General features: G+C 49.0%; 24 protein-coding genes and 1 other RNA gene. 12 read left to right on the plus strand and 13 right to left on the minus strand.

Annotated elements, in window-relative coordinates; all coding sequences use genetic code 11:
• Positions 1-174: 174 nt before the first annotated feature.
• Genes aroK through M0415_RS17150 form a run of 4 tightly spaced genes read left to right on the plus strand, consistent with a single transcriptional unit; the run spans position 175 to position 4097 of the window.
• On the plus strand, positions 175-690 hold the full coding sequence (gene aroK / locus M0415_RS17135; RefSeq protein ID WP_011718623.1) for a shikimate kinase AroK: 516 nt from the start codon (positions 175-177) through the stop codon (positions 688-690).
• A 5-nt stretch (positions 691-695) separates the two neighbouring features.
• Positions 696-1775 carry a 3-dehydroquinate synthase gene (gene aroB, locus M0415_RS17140; protein WP_089066711.1) on the plus strand — a complete coding sequence of 360 codons (1080 nt, stop codon included), beginning with the start codon at positions 696-698 and terminating at the stop codon, positions 1773-1775.
• An 18-nt stretch (positions 1776-1793) separates the two neighbouring features.
• Positions 1794-3209: an AAA family ATPase gene (locus tag M0415_RS17145; protein WP_249556416.1), complete on the plus strand. Its 1416-nt coding sequence runs from the start codon at positions 1794-1796 to the stop codon at positions 3207-3209.
• A 48-nt stretch (positions 3210-3257) separates the two neighbouring features.
• Positions 3258-4097 (plus strand): Dam family site-specific DNA-(adenine-N6)-methyltransferase, encoded by an 840-nt coding sequence (locus M0415_RS17150; protein WP_011718620.1) that lies wholly within the window; start codon positions 3258-3260, stop codon positions 4095-4097.
• A 24-nt stretch (positions 4098-4121) separates the two neighbouring features.
• Here M0415_RS17150 and M0415_RS17155 read toward each other — a convergent pair whose 3' ends face one another.
• Together M0415_RS17155 and M0415_RS17160 are read right to left on the minus strand one after the other, a co-directional pair.
• Positions 4122-4307 (minus strand): DUF2970 domain-containing protein, encoded by a 186-nt coding sequence (locus tag M0415_RS17155; RefSeq protein WP_011624416.1) that lies wholly within the window; start codon positions 4305-4307, stop codon positions 4122-4124.
• A complete protein-coding gene (locus M0415_RS17160) occupies positions 4307-4672 on the minus strand; it encodes a hypothetical protein (protein WP_249556415.1) in 366 nt (121 codons plus the stop codon). Before M0415_RS17160 ends, M0415_RS17155 begins: the two co-directional genes overlap by 1 nt.
• 262 nt (positions 4673-4934) lie before the next feature.
• Here M0415_RS17160 and rpe point away from each other — a divergent pair, with 262 nt between their 5' ends.
• From rpe to trpS, 3 genes are read left to right on the plus strand one after another with little or no spacing between them, the layout of a single operon-like run.
• A complete protein-coding gene (gene rpe / locus M0415_RS17165) occupies positions 4935-5612 on the plus strand; it encodes a ribulose-phosphate 3-epimerase (protein WP_249556414.1) in 678 nt (225 codons plus the stop codon).
• Entirely contained in the window at positions 5612-6295 is a 684-nt protein-coding gene (locus M0415_RS17170) for a phosphoglycolate phosphatase (protein WP_249556413.1), read from the plus strand. Before rpe ends, M0415_RS17170 begins: the two co-directional genes overlap by 1 nt.
• 37 nt (positions 6296-6332) lie before the next feature.
• Positions 6333-7331 (plus strand): tryptophan--tRNA ligase, encoded by a 999-nt coding sequence (gene trpS, locus M0415_RS17175; protein ID WP_011718615.1) that lies wholly within the window; start codon positions 6333-6335, stop codon positions 7329-7331.
• A 372-nt stretch (positions 7332-7703) separates the two neighbouring features.
• Here trpS and M0415_RS17180 read toward each other — a convergent pair whose 3' ends face one another.
• Positions 7704-8576 (minus strand): LysR substrate-binding domain-containing protein, encoded by an 873-nt coding sequence (locus M0415_RS17180; protein WP_249556412.1) that lies wholly within the window; start codon positions 8574-8576, stop codon positions 7704-7706.
• Between the two features lie 120 nt (positions 8577-8696).
• Here M0415_RS17180 and M0415_RS17185 point away from each other — a divergent pair, with 120 nt between their 5' ends.
• Positions 8697-9617 (plus strand): DMT family transporter, encoded by a 921-nt coding sequence (locus M0415_RS17185; RefSeq protein WP_249556411.1) that lies wholly within the window; start codon positions 8697-8699, stop codon positions 9615-9617.
• Positions 9618-9635: 18 nt separating this feature from the next.
• Here the strand turns inward: M0415_RS17185 and dolP are convergent, their stop codons facing one another.
• The 4 genes from dolP to M0415_RS17205 all read right to left on the minus strand — a co-directional run bounded on the left by dolP (position 9636) and on the right by M0415_RS17205 (position 13108).
• Entirely contained in the window at positions 9636-10202 is a 567-nt protein-coding gene (dolP, locus tag M0415_RS17190) for a division/outer membrane stress-associated lipid-binding lipoprotein (RefSeq protein ID WP_249556410.1), read from the minus strand.
• The gene (locus M0415_RS17195) at positions 10199-10792 is read right to left on the minus strand and encodes a phosphoheptose isomerase (RefSeq protein ID WP_011070670.1); all 594 of its coding nucleotides are present in this window, start codon (positions 10790-10792) and stop codon (positions 10199-10201) included. Before M0415_RS17195 ends, dolP begins: the two co-directional genes overlap by 4 nt.
• 106 nt (positions 10793-10898) lie before the next feature.
• The gene (locus M0415_RS17200; RefSeq protein ID WP_023266395.1) at positions 10899-11225 is read right to left on the minus strand and encodes a YraN family protein; all 327 of its coding nucleotides are present in this window, start codon (positions 11223-11225) and stop codon (positions 10899-10901) included.
• Complete coding sequence (locus M0415_RS17205; RefSeq protein WP_249556409.1) at positions 11222-13108, minus strand: penicillin-binding protein activator; 1887 nt, start codon at positions 13106-13108, stop codon at positions 11222-11224. Before M0415_RS17205 ends, M0415_RS17200 begins: the two co-directional genes overlap by 4 nt.
• 88 nt (positions 13109-13196) lie before the next feature.
• Between M0415_RS17205 and rsmI the strand changes: the two genes are divergently transcribed.
• Together rsmI and rnpB are read left to right on the plus strand one after the other, a co-directional pair.
• Entirely contained in the window at positions 13197-14042 is an 846-nt protein-coding gene (gene rsmI / locus M0415_RS17210; protein WP_249556408.1) for a 16S rRNA (cytidine(1402)-2'-O)-methyltransferase, read from the plus strand.
• A gap of 75 nt (positions 14043-14117) precedes the next feature.
• Positions 14118-14471, plus strand: an RNA gene (gene rnpB, locus M0415_RS17215) — RNase P RNA component class A.
• A gap of 116 nt (positions 14472-14587) precedes the next feature.
• Here the strand turns inward: rnpB and M0415_RS17220 are convergent.
• From M0415_RS17220 to M0415_RS17230, 3 genes are all read right to left on the minus strand, one after another.
• Positions 14588-15094 carry a hypothetical protein gene (locus tag M0415_RS17220; protein ID WP_249556407.1) on the minus strand — a complete coding sequence of 169 codons (507 nt, stop codon included), beginning with the start codon at positions 15092-15094 and terminating at the stop codon, positions 14588-14590.
• Positions 15095-15226: 132 nt separating this feature from the next.
• Positions 15227-16867 carry a BamA/TamA family outer membrane protein gene (locus tag M0415_RS17225; protein WP_249556406.1) on the minus strand — a complete coding sequence of 547 codons (1641 nt, stop codon included), beginning with the start codon at positions 16865-16867 and terminating at the stop codon, positions 15227-15229.
• Between the two features lie 173 nt (positions 16868-17040).
• Positions 17041-18261 (minus strand): threonine/serine exporter family protein, encoded by a 1221-nt coding sequence (locus M0415_RS17230; protein ID WP_011624395.1) that lies wholly within the window; start codon positions 18259-18261, stop codon positions 17041-17043.
• A gap of 155 nt (positions 18262-18416) precedes the next feature.
• On the opposite strand from M0415_RS17230, the gene M0415_RS17235 reads away from it, so the two are divergent.
• Positions 18417-18815: an MAPEG family protein gene (locus M0415_RS17235; RefSeq protein ID WP_249556405.1), complete on the plus strand. Its 399-nt coding sequence runs from the start codon at positions 18417-18419 to the stop codon at positions 18813-18815.
• 212 nt (positions 18816-19027) lie between these two features.
• The gene (locus tag M0415_RS17240; protein WP_249556404.1) at positions 19028-21373 is read left to right on the plus strand and encodes a YgiQ family radical SAM protein; all 2346 of its coding nucleotides are present in this window, start codon (positions 19028-19030) and stop codon (positions 21371-21373) included.
• Between the two features lie 203 nt (positions 21374-21576).
• On the opposite strand, the gene M0415_RS17245 is transcribed toward M0415_RS17240, so the two are convergent.
• From M0415_RS17245 to speF, 3 genes are all read right to left on the minus strand, one after another.
• A complete protein-coding gene (locus tag M0415_RS17245) occupies positions 21577-22731 on the minus strand; it encodes a porin (RefSeq protein WP_249556403.1) in 1155 nt (384 codons plus the stop codon).
• A gap of 124 nt (positions 22732-22855) precedes the next feature.
• A complete protein-coding gene (potE, locus tag M0415_RS17250) occupies positions 22856-24175 on the minus strand; it encodes a putrescine-ornithine antiporter (RefSeq protein ID WP_249556402.1) in 1320 nt (439 codons plus the stop codon).
• An 85-nt stretch (positions 24176-24260) separates the two neighbouring features.
• On the minus strand, positions 24261-26423 hold the full coding sequence (gene speF / locus M0415_RS17255; RefSeq protein ID WP_011624390.1) for an ornithine decarboxylase SpeF: 2163 nt from the start codon (positions 26421-26423) through the stop codon (positions 24261-24263).
• Between the last annotated feature and the right edge of the window lie 189 nt (positions 26424-26612).

The raw sequence follows: 26612 nt of genomic DNA on the forward strand, positions 1-26612 counted from the left end.
ATTGTGTCTGAAATACAATTCTTATCATAAATAGCGTGCATCACTTGCCAGACTAGACATGAAACTGAGATAATCCTCGGTCAAGTCTCATTAGAGCAAGGTAACATACAGTAGGTCGGCTTGTTCATGAGTCGACATAGGCATACTTTTCATTAAGATTCAGACGTACAAGAAATGGCTGAAAAACGTAATATTTTTCTGGTAGGCCCAATGGGCGCAGGTAAAAGCACAATTGGTCGCCATCTGGCGCAAATGCTGCATTTAGAATTCCACGATTCAGATCAAGAGATTGAGCAACGCACAGGCGCCGACATTGCTTGGGTGTTTGACGTTGAAGGCGAAGAAGGTTTCCGCCGTCGCGAAGCTCAGGTTATTGCTGATTTGTCTGAAAAACAAGGTATTGTCCTTGCCACTGGTGGTGGTTCAGTTCAGAGCAAAGATATCCGTAATCATTTATCTGCTCGCGGTATTGTGGTGTATCTCGAAACCACTATCGACAAACAGGTTGCGCGCACTCAAAGAGACAAGCGTCGCCCATTACTGCAAGTAGATGATCCGCGAGAAGTATTAGAAAACCTCGCAGAAATCCGTAACCCTCTGTACGAAGAAATTGCTGATGTGATCGTTAAGACCGACGATCAAAGTGCAAAGGTTGTTGCGAATCAAATCATTGAGCAATTAGGTTTCTAGGCAGAATGACAAAACAAATTCAGGTTGATTTAGGTGAACGTAGTTATCCCATTTATATTGGCCAGAGTTTGATGAGTGATGGCGAGACACTGTCTCGCTACCTGCTGAAAAAACGTATCCTTATCGTCACCAATGAAACTGTCGCGCCCTTGTATCTTAAGCCGATCCAAGACACGATGGCTTCGTTTGGTGAGGTAACCAGCGTCATCCTTCCCGATGGCGAACAATTCAAAGATTTAACGCATTTAGATTCCATTTTTACGGCTTTGCTGCAACGCAATTATGGCCGTGATTCAGTGCTGGTGGCTCTCGGTGGTGGAGTTATTGGTGACATGACGGGTTTTGCCGCTGCCTGTTACCAACGTGGTGTCGATTTTATTCAAATTCCAACCACGTTATTATCGCAAGTAGATTCCTCTGTTGGCGGAAAAACCGCCGTTAATCATCCGCTTGGCAAAAATATGATCGGGGCTTTTTATCAGCCACAGATGGTCATTATCGATACTGAATGCTTACAGACCTTGCCCGCGCGTGAATTCGCAGCGGGGATGGCAGAAGTCATTAAGTATGGCATCATGTGGGATGCTGAGTTTTTTCAATGGCTTGAGAACAATGTTCAAGCATTGAAAAGCCTAGATACTCAAGCTTTGGTCTATGCGATTTCTCGCTGCTGTGAGATTAAAGCCGATGTCGTGAGCCAAGATGAGACCGAGCAGGGCGTCCGCGCGCTATTAAACCTTGGACATACCTTCGGCCATGCGATTGAAGCCGAGATGGGCTATGGTAACTGGCTGCATGGTGAGGCGGTTGCGGCTGGCACAGTCCTTGCTGCACAAACGGCTAAGTCCATGGGATTGATTGATGAGTCAATTGTTCGTCGTATTGTGCAATTGTTCCACGCTTTCGATCTGCCAATAACAGCGCCGGAATCGATGGATTTCGACAGTTTTATTAAACATATGCGTCGCGATAAGAAAGTCTTAGGTGGTCAGATCCGGCTGGTACTCCCGACGGCCATTGGTCGAGCTGATGTCTTTAGCCAAGTTCCGGAATCTACCCTAGAACAGGTTATCTGCTGCGCATAAACCTTGTGTGGTGGATGAGTGACGTTTCAGGGGCAAGTCTTGCTTCCTTCACAGGAAGCCCTCGTAGAAAGATTGCATCATGTGGCCAGTTATAGCGACCAGCTACTGGTGCTTGTGGGCGTGCACGGCTCGGGTAAGACGACTCTGCTCACGGCGTTAGCCACAGATTTTGATGAGTCGAATGCTGCGTTAGTCATTTGTCCTATGCATGCCGACAATGCTGAAATTCGTCGCAAGATTTTAGTGCAATTGGTGTCATCTCCGATTTTTGATGACGAAATCTCCCTCGCTGAAACCATACTGCGTGTCGCGCCGAAACAAAGTAAGCCGCTGCACATCATTATCGATGATGCTCATTTGCTCTCTAAAGAATTGTGGGCCGAGTGCATCATACTCAATCAAGTGCAATGCGCGGGTCAGCGTATCGCCGTGACGTTAGCTGTACCGCCTGCATTTCTAGCCGACTTACTCCCTCAGCTGCCAGAGTCGTTAAGACGACAAATTCTGCCAGTCAGCATTGATCCCTTAAGCCTGCCGGAGCGCGAGGCGCTGTATCAAACCTTGCTGCGATATAGTGACCAAAATCCGTTTACGCCAAGGGACATAGTGCGCGCTCAGCTTGAGAAGCAAACGGGCACTCCTCAGGAGGTGGTGTCCTTGCTGGAGCTGGCTCTACATGGTCAGGGTGAGAAAAAATCAGTATGGACACAATACAAAGTCGCGCTAATTGGGCTCGCCAGTGTGCTGATTTCCATAGTAATTTGGCTTGGTCTGGCTAAACCCTTTTCCAGTGAGCCAATTCCTGAGATCGTGACTTATCCTGCTGTGGATTCCGCAGAGTTTCTTGCCCATGGCAAACAGATACTAGTGCCGTATTTTAAGCAGCGAGCCGAGTCGTTAGCGCAGGCATTATTAGCGGAAGCGGTGGAGCAAGCTGACCCATTGGCTAAGTTCCATGGGGAAGAGCCTCAAGTGGAAGGAGAGACAGACATAGCGCCACCAGTCGATGAAGCGACAAGTAAGGGCGACAGCACCGTCACCGAGGTTGATGAGGCAGAGCCTGCGCCAGCTCCTACAGAGCACGCGAAAGATGACTCCGCTACTCAGGTGGTGAATGCAACTCCTGAGCCTGCATCGCCAGTATCTGCGCGGCCGAAAACGGGCTATGCGATCCAAATTGCGACAGTCTCCCAGCGTGAAACTGTACAGTCGCTCCTTAAGAAACTGCATAATGTGCCAGAGGTGCGAGTCGCCAAATACAAACAGTTTTGGGTGGTGTTAGTAGGGCAGTTTAACGACAGTCAATCGGCACAGCAGGCGGCTGCAGAATTGGTCAAAGAGTATCATCTTAGCCAACCTCTGATAAAAAAATGGGCAGAACTCGGCGGTTATCAACTACAAGAAACGCGCTCAAGCGGTGAAATTTCAGAATAAACAGAGTACAATCATGGCCTTTATTTTTGTCGGCATTCATCAAGTTAAATGATCAAAAAACATAGAGCCTTCCTGAAATGGGCCGGCGGAAAATTTAAATTGGTGGATGAGCTCGCGAACTACTTACCGACAGGTGAGCGTTTAGTTGAGCCCTTTGTCGGCGCAGGTTCAGTCTTTTTAAATACTGACTACCCCAGCTATTTACTCTGCGACATCAATCAAGATCTGATTAATCTCTACAACATAGTGAAAGAAAGGCCTGCCGAATACATTGCGGCGGCCAAAAAGCTATTCGTCGATGAGATGAATCAAAAGGATGCCTACTACCGCGTGCGTACAGACTTTAATAAATCCCGCGATCCTTTTTTGCGCTCGGTTTATTTTCTGTACTTGAATCGCCATGGTTTTAATGGCCTATGCCGTTATAACCGCAAAGGGGGCTTTAATGTGCCCTTTGGCTCATACAAGAAACCGTATTTCCCTGAGAAAGAAATCCTAGCCTTTTCAAAGAAAGCTCAGCGCGCCGAGTTTAAGTGCATCGGCTATGAAAAAGCCTTCGAGCAAATCCGCACTGGCGATGTAATCTATTGCGATCCGCCCTATGCGCCACTATCGACCACTGCAAGTTTTACCACCTATGTCGGTGCCGGTTTTAGCTTGGATGATCAGGCGCTGCTGGCGCGTTATTCGCGGCATATGGCGTTAGAGCAACGCATTCCTGTCGTGATCAGTAACCATGATATTCCACTGACACGTGAGTTGTATCGCGGTGCCCACCTTGCCAAGATCCAAGTGCAGCGCAACATTAGCCAAAATGGCAGTGGTCGTAACAAAGTCGACGAGCTGATTGCGTTGTACGATGAGAATTATGATCCGCAGGATGATTGATACTAAGGTGTAGTATCGAGTGACTTAGCCAACGACTTGGCTAACAAGTAGAATCAGGCTGGCGACCAAGGCAATCGCTAGCACTATCCCCATCAAAATGTACGGTAATGGCGAGTTAGTCTGGAAGTCTTTTTGACGATTTCTATCTGACTGTACCCCAAAGAAGGCGGCTATCGTACTGTGAAAGACTTGCCAGATCCTGCTTAGCATCAATAGGACTGTTGTGAATTAGCGGGCTTCAGGTCATCGATAGGTTTATCTTGATGACCATGGAGTAATTCAAGCAAGTCGACAAAATGGAACTGGCTAGAGCGATTTTTGCCAGTGAGCCAGGTCTTCCAGCTTAAGGTTTGCGTCTGTTCGGCACAGCGGTTATTTGGATGGCTGCTAGGTAAACTGTTGTTGTAGCGAGTATCGCTGCTGCAAGCGCAGGCAGAGGTGTCGTTACTTGCGGTGAGTTTTTCCACGCCAAAGGCTAAGGAGGCGACTACCACTGCGGTAAATGCCAACATCATCGATGACTTAAATGTCACCGAGCCTAAAATGTGTGAAAACTGTGTTAACCGCCCCTTCATGATACTTCCTTTGAAACCACTAAATGACCCACGTTAGCGACCCGAGTATAACAAACTCGCTTAGTTTATGAACAATAATTTATCAATCTTCACTAAAAACTTTCTAACGCTTCAGCATCTCCTTGAGTTTACCGTACGTTATGAGTGCTCCAATTGTGTTTCTATTGGGTTTCAATCGCGATAAATGTGGCATTTGCTATAGAGGCATGGCCTAGCTAAGGGTAAAATAAGGCACTTTTTGTTCAATAGCAGCGAGTGTCCTATGCGCCCATTTTTAATTGCTCCATCGATTTTATCCGCCGATTTCGCCCGTTTAGGGGATGACGTTAAAGCCGTGTTAGATGCAGGGGCTGACGTAGTACATTTTGATGTGATGGATAACCACTATGTGCCCAACTTAACCATTGGCCCTATGGTGTGCAAAGCGTTACGCGACTATGGCATCACGGCCGATATCGATGTGCATTTAATGGTTAAGCCTGTTGACCGTATCGTGCCTGACTTTGCCAATGCGGGTGCGTCTATTATTACTTTCCATCCAGAGGCCTCTGAGCATATCGACCGCACTCTGCAACTGATTAAAGAATCGGGTTGTAAAGCGGGTTTAGTGTTTAACCCGGCGACACCGCTGCACTATCTTGACCATGTCATGGATAAGTTAGATGTGATTCTGCTGATGTCGGTCAACCCTGGTTTTGGTGGCCAATCCTTTATTCCTTCGACTTTAGATAAATTACGCCAAGTGCGTGAGCGTATCGATGCCAGCGGGTTCGATATTCGTTTAGAAGTCGATGGTGGCGTTAAAGTGGATAACATTGCTGAAATCGCCGCCGCAGGCGCCGATATGTTTGTCGCCGGCTCTGCCATTTTCGGTAAGCCTGACTATAAAGCCGTCGTCGACGAGATGCGCGCCGAGTTAGCGAAAGTAGAGGCCAAATAATGCGGGAACAGATTAAAGCGATTGCCTTTGATCTCGACGGCACACTGATTGACAGTGTGCCCGATCTTGCGGTCGCGACTCAGGCGGCACTCGCCGAATTAGGTTTAGCAAGGTGTACCGAGGCACAGGTGAGAACTTGGGTGGGCAATGGCGCTGAGATGCTGATGCGCCGCGCCATGAGCCACGCCTTAGGCGCAGACGTTGAGCAAACGGCATTGGATGCGGCTATGCCCATCTTTATGCATCACTATCAAGAAAACCTTGAGAAACACAGTGCACTCTATGCCGATGTACATCAAGTGCTGAAAATCCTGTTTGATGCGGGATTTAAGTTGGCGGTGGTGACCAATAAGCCCTATCGCTTTACCTTGCCTTTGCTTGAAGCCTTTAAGATTAATGACTTCTTTAGCCTAGTGCTTGGCGGCGATTCGCTGGCGAAGATGAAACCCGATCCATTACCGCTACAGCATCTATTAGCCGAATGGCAACTCGATAAAAGTGAGTTGTTGATGGTAGGTGATTCTAAAAATGACATTTTAGCGGCGAAAGCGGCGGGTGTTGCATCAATCGGCTTGACCTATGGCTACAACTACGGTGAAGATATTGGGCTCACTGGCCCTGACGCTGTATGCGAGCAGTTTGCCGAGATCCTGCGCTGGCTAAATCTCGCTCAGCCAGTTTAATCGAATCTTTTTTATCTTTATTTGGAGCAATGACGTAATGACCAAACCCATAGTACTCAGCGGTGCACAGCCGTCCGGCGAATTAACCATAGGTAACTACATGGGTGCATTGCGTCAATGGGTTGCCATGCAAGATAGCCACGACTGCCTATATTGCGTGGTGGACTTGCATGCCATTACCGTGCGCCAAGACCCTCAAGCATTGCGTGAAGCCTGTTTAGATACGCTCGCGCTGTATTTAGCTTGTGGTGTCGATCCAAAGAAGAGCACAGTGTTTATCCAATCCCAAGTGCCGCAGCACACTCAGCTGGGTTGGGCGTTAAATTGCTACACCCAAATGGGTGAATTGAGCCGTATGACGCAGTTTAAGGATAAGTCACAAAAGCACGCCAACAATATTAACGTCGGTTTGTTTGGTTATCCTGTATTGATGGCGGCGGATATTCTGCTGTATCAAGCGAATGAAATCCCGGTTGGCCAAGATCAGAAACAACATCTTGAATTAACTCGTGATATCGCGACTCGCTTTAACAACGCATACGGCGAGACGTTTACCATTCCTGAGCCTTTCATCCCTGAGCATGGCGCTAAGGTGATGTCGCTACAGGATCCGCTGAAGAAGATGTCTAAGTCGGACGACAACCGTAACAACGTGATTGGCCTGCTTGAAGATCCAAAAGCGGTTATGAAAAAGCTGAAAAAAGCCATGACTGACAGTGATGAACCGCCAGTCGTGCGTTTCGATATGGAAAACAAGCCAGGTGTATCTAACCTGTTGAGCTTAATGTCGGGTATCACTGGCCAAAGCATTGCCAGCCTCGAAGCCGAGTTTGAAGGCAAGATGTATGGTCACTTAAAAGGCGCCGCAGGTGAAGCGGTAGTGGGCATGTTAGAGCCTCTGCAAGAGCGTTACCGTGCGCTGCGTGCCGACCGTGCTTACCTCGATCAAGTGATGAGAGCGGGCGCTGAAAATGCTCAAGCTCGCGCCGAAGTGACACTTAAAAAGGTGTACGAGAAGATTGGTTTGTTAGTGTAATTTGAGCTAAAAAGTCATTACACAGCACGTTATTAAGCCGACCCACTCTTAGGTCGGCTTTTTTATGTCTGTTATTCATCGGGCTGTTTGATACAGAGCCAATACCAATCGTATTAAATATCTGTTCATTCAGCGGGAGTTAAACTGGCTTTAGACAAGGCGAAGGCTTGAAGGCATAGTGGCGCTCTGTCGAAAGCCTTAAACACAGTATAAAGCCCGTTCAACCCCGCCCTTCGGGAGCCTCACAGGCATCTCACTCCCGTGTTACATTGACTTAAAAGGGAATAACCATTTCTTCGTCAATGCGCCTTGGATTGAGATGCCTGTGAGGCTCTGAACTGATTAGATATTTAATGTGATTGGTATAAGCGTTTAGGCCTGTGATTTTAGCCAAGAGGAAAAGGCGGCGATGGCAGGCTCTGTGAGACGGCGTTGCTTACAGATAAAACTAAACTCAAAGCCCGTATGGACATCGGGCAGGTTAACCGCAACCAGTCTGCCGGTGCTGATATCACCTGCCACCATAAAATCGGGGGCGAGGGCGAGGCCTTGGCCAGCAATTGCCGCCTCAATTGCCATTACGATATGGCTAAAAATATGTTGTTGCTCGTTATTCAGTGGGATCTGGTGAGCCGATGACCATTTATGCCAATCGAGTCCTAGCGACCCCTCGTCCACAATCAGTAGCGCCTGTTGCTGAAAATTGCTTAAGTTAATATCACGCCACTTGGGGTAAAAACTCGGGCTACATACTGGGATGAGCCGCTCCTTATGCAGTAACTGTTGCCAATAGCCGCGCTGATTGAGTTTGCCCGCGATAAAGATATCGGCCGTGCTGGTGCTGAGATCGGGGTCTTGAGTGATCATCTCGAGGCGAATTTTAACGCTGGGATATTGGCGCCTAAAATCCGCTAATCTTGGGATCAACCATTTCACCGCAAAAGAGCTATACACCGCCAAACAGAGTTGTTGGTTTGGGGTATCACGGATCTTGAGATTAAGGTCGCTTAACTCATTAAAAATCCTTTCTAACTCAATAAATAGGCTCTGGCCTTTCGGCGTGAGTTGCAATTTTCGTCCCTGACGGTCGAAAAGCTGCTCGCCAAAATATTCCTCTAATACACGCACTTGGTGTGAAACTGCGCTTTGGGTAATGCAAAGCTCGGCGGCAGCCTTGGAAAAATGCTGTTGCCTTGCGGCAGTTTCAAAGACTTGTAGTGCGCGTAATGGAGGAAGCTTTCTCATGATTTTCAATGCCTAAAAGATTTGGTATGAATTTAATTCATCTAGCATGAGAAAGCATCATTTCAGCTTAAGTTTTGTGGGGATTATCATGCCAGCATCGAGATTTGCGGATGGTAAAAAATGCAGCGCCCTGTAGTTATCGGTTTGATTTTATTGATAGTGGGTAATCTATTTAGTGCTTTTTACGATGTATCGATCAAATGGCTGCCAGAAGATGCAAATGCGGCCACTTTTCTACTCGTGAGACAAATCACTTCAGTATTGATGTTAATTCCCATTTGGTTGTACTCGCAGCGACCCAAGACGGAACATATTTCGGTCCACCTTTGGCGTGCCAACATTGGCTCGGTTGGCGCGCTTTTTTTAATTATTGGCCTAATGGCTTTGCCGCTGGCGACGGTCAGTTCCCTGTTTTACTCGGCGCCGCTGATGATTATTCTGATGGGCTATTGGTTTTTAAAGGAGCGGATCACCACAGGACAAGTGGTATGCACATTACTCGGGTTTGTCGGGATCTTAATTATCCTCAGACCGAGTGAGATAAACTGGTTTGGATTAGCAGTGTTATTCTCGGCGTTTACCTTTGCCGTCAACCAGTTGACCCTGAAAAAAGTCCCAAATACTGAGCATCCAGTATTAACCTTAATGTTGTATAACCTGCTGGGTATTCCCGCCACCTTAATCATCTCGGCATTTCAGGGGCTTGAGGGGCTGAGCTGGGGGTTGTTAGCCGTAGCGCTGCTCAGTAATGCTTTCTTACTGATATATCACTGGTTCTGCGTGCTGGCCTATCGCCGCGCACAGGCGAGCGATATTGCGATAGCCGAATATACCGGCCTGTTATTTATCGTCTTTTTGGGCTGGCTGTTATTCGATGAATGGTTAGATAGCCTAAGTTGGCTGGGCGCCGCATTGATTGTGTTGCCGTCACTGTTTTTACCTTGGATTGGCATGTGGATGGCCAAGTCACCCAAGGTGATGGATAACATCCAAGTAAAAGCGTTAGGACTGGAAGCGGCAGAAGGCGAGCCTAAACCCTAAGTGCTTAGGCTCAATCGGTTATTCGATGTATTCGAATACTTTAACGACTTTACGCACACCTGCGGTGTTGCGCGCGATATCGACGGCCATATCGGCCTGAGAGCGGTGAATGAGTCCGAGTAGGAAGACTTCACCGTTTTCAGTGATGACCTTAATGCGGGTGACATCCAGCTCTTTCTCGTTGAGCATGCGACCCTTCACTTTCGTTGTCACCCAAGTGTCATTGCTACGGGTGGTGAAAGAGGTTGGGTTACCGATGCGGATCTGATTGTGGATCTTACCGCCAAGCTTAAGATCTTGTACGACCTTAATCGCCTTATCCCTCAACATAGAGTTGGGGGCTTGACCAATCATCAGCACATTACCGTTAACCGAAACACCCGTGATATTCGTTTGTCTCTTCAGATCTTCATGCTCTAGCAGGGCACTGGTGATCTTAAAATCGGTATTGGTATCGTCGAGCTGAGTCTTCACCGAACGCTCATCGTTGGCCATCATGGCGCCACTGACTGCGCCCACCATAACGGCACCGGCGCAACCTTGCAGCAGCATGCAAACCATTAACAGTGGGGCAGCATATCTCATTGCTGTTCGTCCTGCGGGAAGAGCGTGCGGTCGATATTGTCACAGAGACAGTGGATAACCAGTAAGTGCACTTCTTGAATGCGTGCCGTCACGTTAGAAGGTACACGGATTTCCACGTCGCCCACGCTCAGCAATCCCGCCATCGCGCCACCGTCTTTACCGGTTAAGGCAACGATAGTCATATCGCGGCTCAGGGCGGCTTCCATGGCTTTAATCACGTTGCCTGAGTTACCGCTGGTGGAAATCGCTAGCAGAATGTCACCGGGTTGGCCTAAGGCTAAGATTTGTTTTGAGAAAATCTCATCATAGCTGTAGTCGTTGGCAATCGCCGTGATGGTTGAAGTGTCGGTTGACAGCGCAATCGCGGGCAATGGTGGGCGTTCAATTTCGTAGCGGTTTAATAGCTCGGCCGAGAAGTGCTGAGCATCACCGGCACTGCCACCGTTACCGCAGGCAAGAATTTTATTGCCGCCCAAAAGACATTGCACCATCATCTCGGCCGCTTTGGCGATGGATTCTGGCAGTGCTTCGGCTGCATCGATTTTGGTCTGGATAGATTCAGTAAAGCTGTCTTTAATGCGTTCTAACATGGATACATCCTTTCAGGATAAAGTGTGGCTATGATGCCATATTTCCACGGTGGAGTTGAGGCATAAGCGTTAAAAATTATTCGATTAGCTGAGTCGAAGGCCTCGCTTAAAAGGCATCTACTAGCCAGTGGATTTGCGCGTCTTCGATGGCGACAACGTCGAATCGGCACGGCACATCCAGTTTATGCGTCTGTAAATAGTGGCTGGCCGCCATGCGGATCCTGCCGATTTGTGCTTTGCTAAGTGCTTGTATTGCGCCGCCAAATTGATTTGCTGAGCGATATTTTACTTCAACAAATACCCAGTGGTGTTTATGGCGCATGACGAGGTCTATTTCACCAAAGGGATAGCGGACATTGCGCTCGACAAAGGTTAACCCTTGCTGTTCGAGGTAACCTTGAGCGAGCGACTCTGCCTGCTGTCCGAGTGTCATAGTTGACGGAAACTGCCTCTCTGATAGCGTCCCCAGCTTAATTGGCGGTTAATCACGCCGTCAGGATTGACGGATAATACGCCGCTACGTCCATTGAACTGGTAACCCGTGAATGAGCGCATCTGCGCCAGTTTGCTGATCAAATCCATGGCATCATAGCCCATCACGAACAGGCGTTTCTGGCCGTTATTCCAACCCGACCACAGAGTGTTAACCATCAGGTTTTCTTCACTGTTTTGCATCAGCCAAGGTGCATCGCTCATGGTCAGGTTATTTAAATCCTGCGCCGTTTGGCTCGATTCGTTGTCGATGCGGCTGCGGCTTGAGGTGTACAACGGCACTGGCTGAGTAAATACGCTGAAGTTCACATCGATAAAGGCCTTGAGCAAGGTTAAATCCTGCGGCGTCGAGATCATATAGATCGCATCGATATCTTGGCGCGAACGAAAATCGGCCTGTACCGAATTACCGAGCAGCTCCTTGATCCGCGCGATACGCGCTTGGCTATCACGGACACCGAGTGCATCCTGCACTGTGGTTTTCATCTTATCGCCACCATCGTAGTAATAGACTTCGATAGGGGTATCGCTTTTCTTTTTCCAGGCTTGGATAAAGCTTTCTGCCATGCGTTTGCCTGTGGCATCGTTGCTGGCAAGCAGTAATGGCATAGTCACGCCATCTTGATACATACGCGTTGCGGCATCGGCAGCTTCTTGGGCTGGTGACAGAGCAAAGTAGAACTTATTGATATCGGGCACAAACTTATCGGTTTGATTTAAAAATAGCTGCGGGATCGGTGCAGTCGGTACCGTGGGCGCGGCAGGTGCAGAGCCCGATGGCGTGCTGATCGCAGGGCTGGTGTTGCTGTTCAGTGCCAGCAATTGATCGATTTCATTTGGCAGCAAGGGGCCAATAATAAACTCGGCGCCCGCGTTCACCGCTTGCTGATAGGCCGCTACGGCATCATTGGCGGTATCGTAAAAATTAACCGCAACCTGCTCATTAGGTTTGGCTAAATAGCTGGCCAAAATCCCTTGGCGAATCGCGTTGGCGGCACCCGCGCGCTGGCCTGTAAGCGGAAGCAGAACGGCGATATTCTTCGGCATAAAAGGCTTAGCATTTAGCGCCCGATCCAAATCGGTCGGTAATTTGGCTGCCGCTGGATGATAAGGATTCTGCTTTTGCCAGTCGCCTAAGTAACGAACCAGTTGATTGGGGTCGACCGCATAATGTTTGGCGATATAGGCGAGCTGCAACCAACCAGCAAATACTGGGTTGTTGGCATCGCGGATAAAGGTTTGCAGGGTTTGCTCATGCATTGGCTGCAACACTTGCCAGATTTGGTTATTGACTTCACTCGCCTCGGCGGGCGGTAAATAGGTGGTCAATAAACTCAGCTCGCGCACTTGCTCGATAGGTTGCTTATTCAGTTGGAACAAATGCGCTCTAAATTGATGATACGCGGCCATTTGCCAGCCGGGTAAAACCCAAGTGCTTGGATAGCTCAGGGTCTTGAGCGCCTCGACATAGGTCGATGTATGCTCTAATACCCGCGCCGTCAGGTATTTATGCTCGGCCACCAGAGTAGGAGTCTGAGTCAGGCTTGGCTGCATCGACTTCAGCAGTTTCTGCGCCGCCGAATAGTCATTGGCATTGATATAGGCATGCGCCGCCAGCAGCAGGTTGGTATCGCGCTGCTGCGGATCTTTGCTATTCGCGGCCTGTGCTAAATACACATTGGGCGCCAATGGTGCAGAGGCTAAAGAGGTGGCCACTGTGGGGGCTGTATCGGTTGAGCTGGGCGCTTGGCTGCCGCAACCCGCCAACACTGCGGATAAAATGGCCACGGAAACGAACTTAGTTGTATTCAGGCTTTTTAACACTGGGCTTCACTCTGGTAAGATGCTGCCTCTAGTTTAACCTTCTCTTGCGCTTGACGAAAGTCTTGGCACTGCCATTACCGAGGTATATATGGACCAAAGCGTCGCTCTCTACATTGTTCCCACTCCCATTGGTAACTTGGGGGACATGAGCCCACGTGCTATCGAAGTGCTCACTCAGGTCGCATTGATTGCCTGCGAAGATACACGTCACAGCGGCAAGTTATTGAGTCATTTTGGTATTTCTACCAAAACTATCGCCTTGCATGACCATAACGAGCGCGCTCGCGCCCAATGGATTGTCGAGCAGTTAGCCGCAGGGCAATCGATTGCGCTGATTTCCGATGCGGGCACGCCACTGATTTCAGACCCCGGCTATCACTTAGTCTCCCATGTGCGTCAGTCGGGATTTAGAGTGATCCCATTGCCCGGCCCTTGCGCGGCGATTACCGCATTAAGTGCGTCGGGTTTACCGTCGGATCGTTTCTCCTTCGAAGGCTTTTTACCTTCTAAAGAGAAGGCGCGCGCCGATAAGTTACTCGAGCTCAAGGAAGACCCTCGCACACTGATTTTTTATGAATCACCGCACCGCATCGAGCATAGCCTGACGACCATGGTCGAAGTGTTAGGCGGCGAGAGGCAAGTGGTGATGGCTCGGGAAGTCACTAAAACCTTCGAGACCTTCCTCTCTGGCCCTGTGGCCGAGGTGCTCACCACGGTCAGCAGCGATCCTAACCAGCAAAAAGGCGAGATAGTGCTGATGGTACATGGTCATCGCGCTGCGGAGGATGATGACGCCATTCCGACAGTCGCCATCAACACTTTGAAATTACTCTGTGAAGAATTGCCCCTCAAAAAAGCCGCCGCCATTGCCGCGCAAATTCACGGTCTTAAAAAGAATGCCCTGTATAAGTTCGGTTTAGAGTCGGATTTATAAGCGGATCTTTGAGATAGGCGCACATGGACGGGATTAACAGTGGTACGCGCAGATTGCTTAGGCTATAATCCGCGCCGAGTTGGCCAGACAGTCGCTGCGCTCGCAAGAGCGGGGAGGAAAGTCCGGGCTTCAAAGAGCGGGGTGCCAGGTAACGCCTGGGCGGTGCGAACCGACGACAAGTGCAACAGAGAGGAGACCGCCATCATAGCTTCGGCTAAGGTGGTAAGGGTGAAAGGGTGCGGTAAGAGCGCACCGTGCGGCTAGCAATAGTCCGTAGCAAGGTAAACTCCACCCGAAGCAAGACCAAATAGGGTTCCGTATGGCGTGGCTCGCGTTGGAACCGGGTAGGTCGCTTGAGCCTGCGAGCGATTGCAGGCCTAGATGAATGACTGTCCAAGACAGGACCCGGCTTATCGGCCAACTCATTAAATTCAGTAAAAAGCCCGTTTATCTAATTAGGTAAACGGGCTTTTTATTTGCTGAGTGGTTAGCGGGTTGGATAGCAATAAAAGAAGATTCTTCCCTATCTATCTGTCGCTATGGGCTTAATTATTCGGTGTTGGTTCTACTGCTGCCGATAAGTGTTTTTGTTCACTCGCAAGCACTTGCGCAATATTGATAAGATTCTGAGCGAGTTCTTTCGCTTTATCCTCGGGGAATTTGGTCGCCAGTGAGGCTTGCAGTTTTTCCTGCAGGTTTGCTAATACGGCTTGCTTATCGATATCTGTGACTGTCTGTTTGAGGTTAGTGACTCCACTGGCGAGAGCCTGTAGCTCTGGGAACAACTGCGCGTTTTTTAACGGGGCTAAAAGTGCTACGTCCTTTAAATTTGCGTCGTCGACTTTATTGTCTAAGGTGAGGAGCAGATTATCGACTCTGTCGAAGGTCTGTTCACTGCGACTAATTAAAGGCGCTATGGCGGCGTCTTCTATGAGTCCGGTGAATTTATCGACGGTGGCGTATAACAATCCCGCGACGATAATCAGCGGCAGCATGATCCCCGTGAATAATCCCACCCAAAAGTTGTTAAGCCCAGCGGCGAAGTTTTTCATTTTAGTCCCTTATTCCCGTTAAACGCTTAAGTTACGCTATGCGCTTTGTCGATGGCTGACAAGCGTTTACTGCTAAAACTGCGTGCTCAGCGATAAAACGAGGCGCATATCCGATGCGCGCTAAACTATAGATTAGAAGCTGCGTTTCACCAGAAAACGCCATTCCCAACTGTTGACCGAATCACCACCCGTGTAGGGCACTGAGAGGTCAATATGGGCGACGTTGCCGTAACTGGAGCGAGAGGAATAAATCCGTGCGCCAATACCGACACTGGCAAGCGGGCCGCTGACCTCGTTATTGGCCGCTAACGGACCACCCGAGGCTTGGCCGACATCGGCAAATACCGCCCAGCCGAGTTCGGCCAATTGGTATAGGTTGATATTGGGATAATTACGAATTTCGGCGGTGAGTAACCATTGGTTATCGCCCTGTTGATATTCGTTGGGATAACCGCGTACCCCAGTTTCATCGCCAAGCCCTTTGGTGAGATCGAGGTACGTGTTATTCGACACGCTCGCCCACGCCTTGCCATAAGCTATCCATTTAGGATTGATTTGATAGAAGTATTCAGCCTGAAGATTGGCTTGATAGGTATCTTTTTGGGTGGTGCCTAAGGTGCTGGTGGCGCCCATTTCGAGTAACCATAAATGCTCATCAAACTTATACCCGCGGGTAGTTTGCCATTTGAAGTGGTAGCCCACTGGGTTATTGTCGCCGATATCATTGGTTTCGATACCCAATTGAATATAGTGGTGCCAACCTAAGTTAAAGTCTTCGTTATTACGAATAAGGTGCACATTATTGAGTACCTGAAAGTCGTCCTGAATAAACTCATAGGCGACCCAAGGATACATAAAGTCCCTGTCCTGCGGTAACTCGGAAGTCGGGTAAACCTCTGAATTGGCAAACTCATGCTTATCTTGGGTAAAACCGGTGATAAAACGCGATAAGTGTTCGTTATTCTTATTGATTAACCAGCCATATTGCAGATTGAGATAGTCGACAGTGTGTTCAAACTCGTTCACCTCATGGCCGTTCTGGCGCAAGATATCGGTGCGGCTATCATCCAAAAACTCCGCCGAGTACATGGTCTCAGTATTCAATGAATAGAAGGGCTTACTGACATACACATGCTTAGCTTGGCCGTCGCTATTATCGTAAAACTCGGCGGCGACAATACCGTGGTCGATAATGCTAATGGGCGCTTCGAAGGCAAACTTATAGCCAGTACGGGATTCATCCGATTGATATTTTAAGCGGGTGCGTATGCCTGTACCGAAGAGGTTGTCTTCTTTCACGCCAAAGGAGTAACGGGTATCACCGCCCGAGCTACTAAAGCTGGCCGTGGGGAGCAGTGACCAGTTATCCCAGGTCTCGATAACAATCGATTCATCATCTGGGTGGACGTCGGACTCAGGATCCTTCTCGCTGACATAGACTTTTGCATCGCGGATATAGGGTTCGGCGCGCAGTAAACGTTGTGACTCGTCGAGGTCTTTTTGGGTAACAGTATCGTTTTCATCAAAGGTCAGCCTATCTCGAACCACATATTCCTTGGTGTTGATATGCAGATAGTTAGCCCAGCGGTGGATAAAAAATGCGTCGGGATCGGACTCATCGAAAATGGGGTTGCTCACTACGACAATCTTGCTGACTTTTTTAGGGGCTTCCTCGGGGGGCGTTTTAGGCAAAGCCTCATCCGCTCTGGCTAGGTTGACTAGACCACAGAGGCAACAAGGTAGAATCGATGCATACAGGGTAAACTTCTGCATAAAACCACTCCCGTAAACTGGATGGCGACAGCTTAAGGTTCTGCTGCGCTTCACAATTTAATAACACACGGGAAGTGGCCATTAGTCAAGGAAACATTTTAATAAGATTATGATTTTACTTAAGGTTGCTTTAAGAATCGGGCTGGAGTTCGCGCCAGCCCTGAGAGGAGATGTTACAGCGTACGTCTTGGTGGCACCACGACGTTGGCAAAAATCAGTCCGGCGATAAGCGACATAAAGATTAAAAAGATCTGCGACCCAATATGGGATTGGTTGAGCATGGTTTCGCCGGAGATCAGCGCGTTCAGCCCTATGTAGGTTTTACTGCCGGGCACCAAGATCACAATACCTTGCAGCAGTGCAATCGAGGCGGGCGCCTTCATCCAACGGGCATAGAGATTGGAATAGACCCCTACCGCCAAGGCGCCGAAGAAGATCCCCACCGAATCCCCAAAAAAGTGTCCGCCTAACATGGCGGAGAAGAATGCCACTATCCCCGCCAGTACGCCCCAAGGTGAATCTTGCATCCGTGCCTTAAAGATAAATACCAGTGCCATCGACAGGATAGGCACCGCCGACCAAATTGCCCAGCGTGGTAAGCCCTCAGGTTCGATATGAATGGCTTCACCGAAGAAGGCTTTACCAATCGCCATCCCCAGCACTGCGCCAAAGTACAGCTTAAACAACAACATACTAGCGTCCATAATCCGCGCTGTGCCCGAGATCAGGTCGCGTGCCGCCAGTTCTGCCAACCCTAAGGTTAAGGCTAAGCCGGGAATAAAGATGATGATGGAGGAGAGGATCACCACGGGAATATTAATATTGGGGTCAATGCGGGCAATGGCGCAGGCGGCAATGGCGCAAACAATCGTCGCGAAAGGCTCTAACACTTCTGCCATGCGCGTCGAACGCTCGGCGCGGTACACAAAACCATAGACTAGCAAGCCTAACAAGCCTGACCAAAAGACATCGTTCCAACCCGTGCCCATCAACATGGCAAAGGCGGCCGCCGAGGTGCCAAAGGAGAAACAGGTTAATGCTGGGCCGTAGGGGTTGGGTTTGTTGGCAATTTCCTCTAGCCTGTCTAAGGCTTCGGTGAGTGTGCGTTTACCCGAGGTGAGCTCATCTACCAGTTCATCGGTGCGGGCGAGGGAGCCTAAATCCAATTCGCCGGGTTTAACCCGCGCAACATGGTTATATTCTTGATCGGTATCGTGTTGTAATACGAAGGTCATCGAGGTCGGGGAGATTAAAAAATAACCTTCGATTCCGAGCGTCCGTGAGACGGTTTGCAAATGGGTTTCAAGACGGTAAGCGGGTGTGCCAAACTTATGTAAAGCCTTGCCTAGCTTAATGATAAATTTACGCTTTTCGAGAAACTGTTCGTTATCCAATCGGGCTATTCACTGTATAAAAAGTTGTAAGAGATCACGCGCGCATATTAACCTATCTTGTCGCTAAAAGGTTAATGGCTTTTAAGCTTAATACAAATAAATTGCTGAATTTTTGCGGTCTACACCGCGGTGATGTTAATCAAAAGGGAATCGTTATGCCGTTGATGGTAACAGGGTTTTACGCCAGCTTGACTGGGTTGTTGATAATAGCACTGGCTTATCGAGTGGTGAAATTAAGACGAAGCCAAAAAATCGGTATCGGCGATGGCGGCAACAATGCCTTGACGCTGGCGGGCAGGGTACATGCGAATCTGATTGAGAATGCGCCCATCGTATTGATTTTAATGCTGGTGGCCGAGGCGGGTGGCTTAGCGCATTTCTATTTGCATTGTTTTGGTACCCTGTGGATTGTGGCTCGCTTGCTCCATGCGATAGGATTAACTCAGGGTAAAGGCGGTTATCATTTCGGCCGTTTTTGGGGCGTGTTGCTCACTTGGTTAGTGACTATCAGCCTAGCCTTAGTCAACTTAGTGCATTTTGCCCAAAGTCTGTAATGGCTGAGATAGGGTAATGGCCGTCTAAGCCATATCCCTAGCCACTTTAGGGGTATTGAGCACATTGGTGCAAATACCCCGAAAAACACCTCGGCTGCTGTTTTTTTAATCGCACTTATCCCTGTTTGCCTGCTATACTCCGCGTCCCTAAATCGGTGCGGCCTGTTTTTGCCTGCACCTTTGTTTGACATTACGCTTTTGGGTCAAAATCGATGCAAGTTGAATCCACACTGTTTAGCCATCCCAAGTATTGGGCCGAGTCCTTCGGCACCGCGCCTTTCTTACCTATGTCTCGCAAGGAGATGGAGAAATTAGGCTGGGACAGCTGTGACATTATTATTGTCACTGGTGATGCCTATGTGGACCACCCAAGCTTTGGCATGGCGGTCATTGGCCGGATGTTAGAAGCCCAAGGCTACCGTGTCGGGATTATTTCTCAGCCCGATTGGTCGAGCAAAGATGCCTTTATGCAGCTTGGCCGCCCGAATCTGTTTTTTGGTGTCACCGCCGGCAACATGGATTCGATGATCAACCGTTACACCGCCGACCGTCGTATCCGCAGCGATGATGCTTATACTCCTGGCGATGTGGGCGGTAAGCGCCCAGACCGTGCCGTGACCGTTTATACCCAACGTTGTAAAGAAGCCTTTAAAGATGTGCCAGTGATCATTGGCGGCATCGAGGCGAGCCTGCGCCGTATCGCGCACTACGATTATTGGTCGGACAAAGTCCGTCGCAGCGTGATTTTCGATGCCAAGGCCGACATCTTGATGTACGGCAACGCCGAGCGTCCGCTGGCCGAAGTGGCGCGTCGTTTAGCGGCGGGTGAAGCCATTGGGGATATTCAGGATGTGCGCGGCACTGCCGTTATCCGTAAAGAGCCTATGCCCGAGTGGCGTGGGATGGATTCTCGCAAGATAGATCAACTGCATAAGATCGATCCGATCCCGAACCCCTATGGCGCCGACGATGTGGGCTGTGCCAATTTATCAGGCCCATCGGATGTTAAAATTTTCGATAACGATGCGCCAAAACCCATCAGTGTGCAGCCACCACGCCCTAAGCCTTGGGATAAAACCTATGTGCTGCTGCCAGCCTTTGAAAAGGTCTCTGAGGACAAATACTTATACGCCCATGCTTCGCGGATTTTGCACCAAGAGCAAAACCCGGGTTGTGCGCGAGCGCTGTTCCAGCCCCATGGTGACCGTGGTGTGTGGGTGAACCCACCGGCTTGGCCGCTCAATACCGACGAGATGGATGCCGTGTTCGATTTACCCTATCAACGGGTGCCGCATCCTGCCTACGGTAAGGACAAAATCCCCGCCTATGACATGATCAAAACCTCGATCAACATCATGCGCGGTTGCTTTGGTGGCTGTTCATTCTGCTCGATTACCGAGCACGAAGGCCGGATTATCCAGAGCCGTTCGCAAGAATCGATTATTAAAGAAATCAAAGATATTCAGGATAAGGTTCCCGGCTTTACTGGGGTGATTTCCGACTTAGGCGGCCCCACCGCCAACATGTATCGCCTCGGCTGTACCAGCGAAAAAGCGGAGAAAACCTGTCGCCGTTTATCCTGTGTGTATCCATCGATTTGCGGCCATTTAGGCACAGATCATAAACACACTATCGACTTGTACCGCGCCGCTCGTGCCGTGCCCGGCATTAAGAAAATCTTGATTGCTTCGGGCGTGCGTTACGACTTAGCGATTGAAGATCCGGCCTATGTCAAAGAGTTGGTCCAGCACCATGTGGGCGGCTATTTGAAAATTGCCCCTGAGCATACCGAAGAAGGGCCGCTCAGCAAGATGATGAAACCCGGCATGGGCGCCTACGATAAGTTTAAAGAGCTGTTCGACAAGTATTCTAAGGAAGCGGGTAAAGAACAGTTCCTGATCCCTTATTTTATTTCGGCGCATCCGGGCACAACCGACGAGGATATGCTCAACCTCGCGCTCTGGCTGAAGGAACGTAAGTTTAAGCTCGACCAAGTGCAAAACTTCTATCCATCGCCAATGGCAAATGCGACGACCATTTATCACACTGAGTTGAACTCGCTGAAAAACGTGAAGCACACCAGTGAGGTGGTGCCAGTGCCGAAGAAGGGCCGCCAACGTCGCCTGCATAAGGCGCTGCTGCGTTACCACGACCCAGCGGGTTGGCCTATCATCCGCGAAGGCTTGATTGCCATGGGACGTGAAGATTTGATTGGTAACAGTCCGAATCACCTGGTTCCACCAGAAGGGCGCAACGAACGTGGCCAGAAATGGATGAAGGATGCTAACCAAGGGCAAAAAGCCCTGACGCGCTTCTCGGGCAATCAGTTCGATGAGCGTAAGGGTAAAGGCGATGCCAAGGGCAAACCGAGCGCAAGCAAGCCTAAGGGACCTAAGTCTGGGGCGAATGCAACGCAAGGTCAGCAGCCTAAGAGCAGTCGTCCGGGAGCTAAGGCACCTTTTGGTCAGTCGGGCTTTAAGGGAAAATCAGAGCAGGGTAAGGCTGGCCACCAAGGTCGTGGAAACAAAGCCGCTTCAGGCCGTCAGCACGCTAAGTAACGGCGAAAAAAAGCCACTCCAGCAAACCTATTTGGAGTGGCGCAGAGATGATGGTAAACCAGCGGTACCATCCAATGAGTGTGTGGCGAGCGTTTGTAGACGGAACGTGCGCCGCACCTCAGTCTCAAATGGGCCCACGGATATGAGGAACGTGAGCCACTATCCCTCAATGTACGGGAGAGCCTGATGAAGACTTTCCATTCCTAAAAGAAGTAGTTAATCCCTACCGCAAAGCCATTATCTTCCTGCGCTTCGAGTGCTGGGTCATCCATGTTGCTGAAATCTAACTTCATTTCGGCAAACATCACAGTGTCGTTACTGTAACGGTAGTGCAGGCCAAGCATGGCGAATTGGCGGGTCCATTTGCCTTGGATGGGCGTGCTGGCATCTGTATCTAGGTCCAAATAGCTGAGGACAATCATAGGCACAAAGCCATTATCGAATTGATAGGCCGTCATCAGCTCAGCGCCAGTAGCGTCGTAGAGTTCGCCGCCGACCAACTCATTGTTCTTACTCTGATGGGCGTTAAAGCCGACGTAGAGACCGCTGGCTTCGCGGTTATCGGCGTAGTGATAGTAATCACCATACATGGCGCCGATACCGACGATTTCGTTGGTTTCATCGACTTGAGTGTTACCTAGATGGCCTTCAAAGTCGCCACGGTTAAAGCCGGCGAGCAGCTTAAATTTATCGGTGAGTGAGTAGGTCAGACTGGCGCCATAACTGCTGTCGAAATTAAGCTCAGAGTTGGTCATTTCGCTGCCGTCATCATTTTTTAAGGTGACATCACCATTGGTTTTGGCGGCGTATTGCAGGGCAATTTGCACTGGGCCAAAGTTATTGCGGTAGATAAACGCGGAGTCGGCACGGCCAGTTCCTGTTAGCCCGCCATCGCTAAAGGCGTAGGCGCCGACACTATATCCGGCGAACACGTTCGGTAAATCCGTCGTGCCTGCGACATCGTAGTAAGCGCCCCATTGCTTACCAAAACTGAGGCTACCCCATTCATCGTGCGACATACCAACATAACCTAAACGGTTATAGAGGAAGTCTTCGGTTTTTTCGGCGGCCAGTTTGCCACCTTGCATCACTAAACTGTCATCGCTGGATACCATGTTGATGCCCCATTCTGTGGTGGCAAAGGCGGTCCAGCCATTTCTCTCGCTGCGTTCAAAGCTAAATCGTACTCGGGAGGAGTCGTCAATGACTGAGGTATCGTGGCTGTCGTTGAGTGCCGCGAAGCCTAACCAACCACTTAAATCTAATGAGTTTTTTTGATCGTTATAGAGTTCAACCGCTTGGCTGCTGGTGGCGGCCAACAGCATAGGTAGCATTAACGCGATGCATGTTTTTTTCATAGTTCCACCGAAAATAGGCAAGTTTTGTCTGGGGACCTTAAGCACTGTGGCTTAAGGTCCCTGAAGACGGATTGGTTTTATGTTTCTTATCTAGTAAAGAGTGAGAATCGCAGGGGAGACGTGCTCACGCTGCTTTGAGCTCAGCTGTTGGTGTTTTATTGGAAATCACCCCGTAGATGGTCCAACCGAAGAAGGTCGCGATAGCGCCTAACATCACTGCGGTTTCACCAGAGCTATAGAGGGCGTAGAAGCTATACAGGGCGCCGATAACCGCAATCACGTTGGCAACACGGGCCTTGTTCGCTGGTACTTTGAGTTGTTTTTGCATCACACCTAGGGCTGCCATCGACAGGATGTAAGGCACAATGTTAGTCACCACGGCGAGGTTAACCAGGGCTTCAAACTGTTTGCTCAGTGATGGGCTAATAGTCATCAGAGACAGCAGGGTTTGAATCGAAACGATGATGGTCATACCCCAAATTGGTGCATCGGCTTTACTGACCTTAGAGAACACTTTAGGGAAGAAACCTTCATCGGCAGAGGCTTTAAACACTTGCGCGATAGTGAACTGCCAACCCAGCAGTGAGCCAGTACAGGAGATAATGGCGCAGGCCATCACGATTTTACCGACCACAGGGTTAAACATTTGCGCGAAGGCTAGACCGAAAGGTGCGTTTGAGTTGGCAAGGTCGGCGTTAGGCACAATACCGGCAATCACGTTGGTTGAAACGATATAGATAAGCGCTGCACCTAAGGTACCACCCATTACGGCGATAGGAACGTTTTTCTCTGGGTTATCAACTGTCTCTGAGTTAGCACAAGCTGATTCTAAGCCAAGGAATGCCCATAAAGTCATCGCGATTGAACCGCCTAAGGCTTTAAAGAAAGGCATATCGTGTGGGTTCCAAGCACCTTTGTAGAGGTCGATGTCGAACCAGAACCAACCGATTAACGACACACCAATCACGGGCAGAATAATCCCCCACACGGTGACGCTACTCACGCGACCCGTAATGCGGGCGCCACCAAAGTTAGCCACTGTTGCTAACCAAAGCACACCAATGGTGGCAAGACAGATAGCCATTGGGCTTAAGTTCACTTCGAGTAACACCGCGGCATAACCCACGGCAGAGATAGCGATGGCGACGTTAGCGATTAAAAGCGATACCGCATAGGTGTAGTTCGCCATAAAGTTACCGCTGCGACCGAAGGCATATTCGGCGTAACCGCCCATACCACCCGATTTTTTACTGAACATACCGCATTTGGCAAAGGCATAGGCAAGCGCCGTAGAACCCGCCGCCGTGACTAACCAAGAAAGGATAGAAATAGTACCGACTTGGGCTAATTGGGTAGGCAACATGATAATACCTGAACCCATCATGTTGACTATGGTGATAATAGTTAATTGGACGACACCAATTTTATTTGCTGATTTACTCATAATAATGACCTAATAATGTTATTCATTATAGAAGTTTGAAATTGACTGCAGAGCGGGGTTAATTAACTCTGCAGTCGGGTTTCAATTATTTATTTAATACATAACCTAGGGCTTGGATTTTTCCGTCTGGGGTGTTTTCGAGGTAAACACCTTGTAATTCAGGGGAGAATCCGGGTAATAAGTTGATGCCTTCTTCAAGGGCTAAGAAATAACGTTGTACCGCGCCGCCCCATATTTCACCTGGAACCACACATAGCACCCCTGGTGGGTAAGGCAATGCACCTTCTGCGGCAATGCGTCCCTCAATTTGTGACAGTGGCACTAACTCCACTTTGCCACGGATAAACTCGAGGTTGGCTTCCTGTGGATCCATCACTTTTGTTGGGAAATGCGCCTGACGGAACATTTCTTTTTGCAGTTGTTTTACGTCATGGCTGACATAAAGGTTGTGCATTTCTTGGCAGAGTTGGCGAATGGTATAGTCTTTATAACGGGCTTTATTAGCGTTATAGACGTTAGGTAATACTTCAGATAATGGTGCATCTTCGTCGACTAATTTCTCGAAGCGAGATATTTGCGACACTAAGTGTTGCATCTTCGCCATATCTTCCGCAGGCGTCATCAGGAATAAGATCGAATTTAAGTCGCACTTCTCGGGAATAATATTATTTTCACGTAAGAAGTTAGCCAGAATAGTTGCTGGAATACCAAACTCAGTATATTTACCGGTTTCGGCATCGATACCAGGCGTGGTTAATAGGAACTTACAAGGGTCTACGAAATATTGGCCTTTTTCGTAACCGTCGAAGGAGTGCCATTTTTGTCCGGGTTCAAACTCGAAGAAACGTAAATCATCGGCCATTTGTTCGGTTGGATAATCCTGCCATGGGCGTCCCTCGATCATGCTTGGGATAAATGGCTTGATATATTTACATTTTTTGAGCAGTAACTTGCGAGCTTCAATACCGGCTTTAACCGCCTCACGCCACAGATAACGGCCGCTGGCGCCTTCGTGCATTTTAGCGTTCACATCCAATGCGGCAAACAGCGGATAGAAGGGGCTGGTAGAGGCGTGCATCATAAAGGCGTTGTTGAAGCGTTTATGGTTGCAGTATCTGGCTTGGCCTTTGATATGTGAGTCTTTTTTGTGAATTTGCGAGGTTTGTGAGAAGCCAGCCTGCTGTTTGTGCACTGACTGAGTCACGATAATACCGGGATCTTCAGGCGTCAGTTCGAGCAGCAGAGGTGAGCAGTCATTCATCATAGGAATAAATTGCTCGTAACCTACCCAGGCTGAGTCAAACAGGATGTAATCACATAGATGTCCAATACGATCAACTACTTGGCGAGCGTTGTAGATAGTGCCATCGTAGGTGCCCAGCTGGATAATGGCTAAACGGAATGGGCGTTGTTCATCGGCACGCTCAGGTGCAACGGCGCGGATTTGTTCCCTTAAATAAGACTCTTGGAAGCAGTGGGCGTCGATACCGCCAATAAAGCCGAAGGGGTTACGGGCGGTTTCTAAATAAATCGGTGTCGCACCAGCTTGAATTAACGCGCCATGGTGGTTGGATTTATGGTTGTTACGGTCGAATAATACCAGGTCACCCTTCGCCAGCAGTGCGTTGGTCGCCACTTTATTTGAAGAAGAAGTTCCGTTGAGCACAAAGTAGGTTTTATCGGCGTTAAAGACTTTGGCCGCGTATTTTTGTGCATCCAGCGGTGCACCTTCATGGATTAACAGATCGCCGAGTTTAACGTCGGCATTACACATATCGGAGCGGAAAATGGTTTCGCCAAAGAAATCGAAAAATTGGCGACCCACAGGATGTTTACGGAAGAATTGACCACCCTGATGGCCTGGGCAGGCGAAGGTGGAGTTGCCCATTTCCACGTATTTTTTCAGTGTGCCAAAGAACGGCGGTAATAGAGCTTGCTCATATTTTTGGACGGCGGTTTCGACCTGTTTGCCATAGAAATCGGTATTGCTACCGCAGAGCTCAAATACCCCGGTAATAGAAGAGCAAATATCATCTGGGAAGGTTTCTTCACAACAAACTGAGACGAAAATAGGCAGTTTCAATCCGGTATTTTTAATTTTCTCAACAATACCATTTCTAACATCATCAACAGAGACTACAGCCGCACCCACATCGCAAAAATCTGTGGTTAATACATTGACGACTTCTCTGTCTATTTCAAAACATGATCTAACAGATAAGCTGGCGGCAACTTTTAATGATTTCATCGTTAATTTCCCTTTTGCTTTAAAAAGTTTTGGATACAACTTGGCCTATACCTAATTAAAAAATATTAATGGCATTAAATTAGATATGGCTATTCCGTGTGCAGATATGATGAGGCTATAAATCGTCCTAGAATAAAATAGATAGATTTATTCCGAGAGAATTATTTGGCCGCAGCTTGGCTGCACTGA

This window comes from Shewanella sp. 10B, from assembly GCF_023475885.1.
Classification (GTDB): Bacteria; Pseudomonadota; Gammaproteobacteria; order Enterobacterales; family Shewanellaceae; genus Shewanella; species Shewanella mangrovisoli.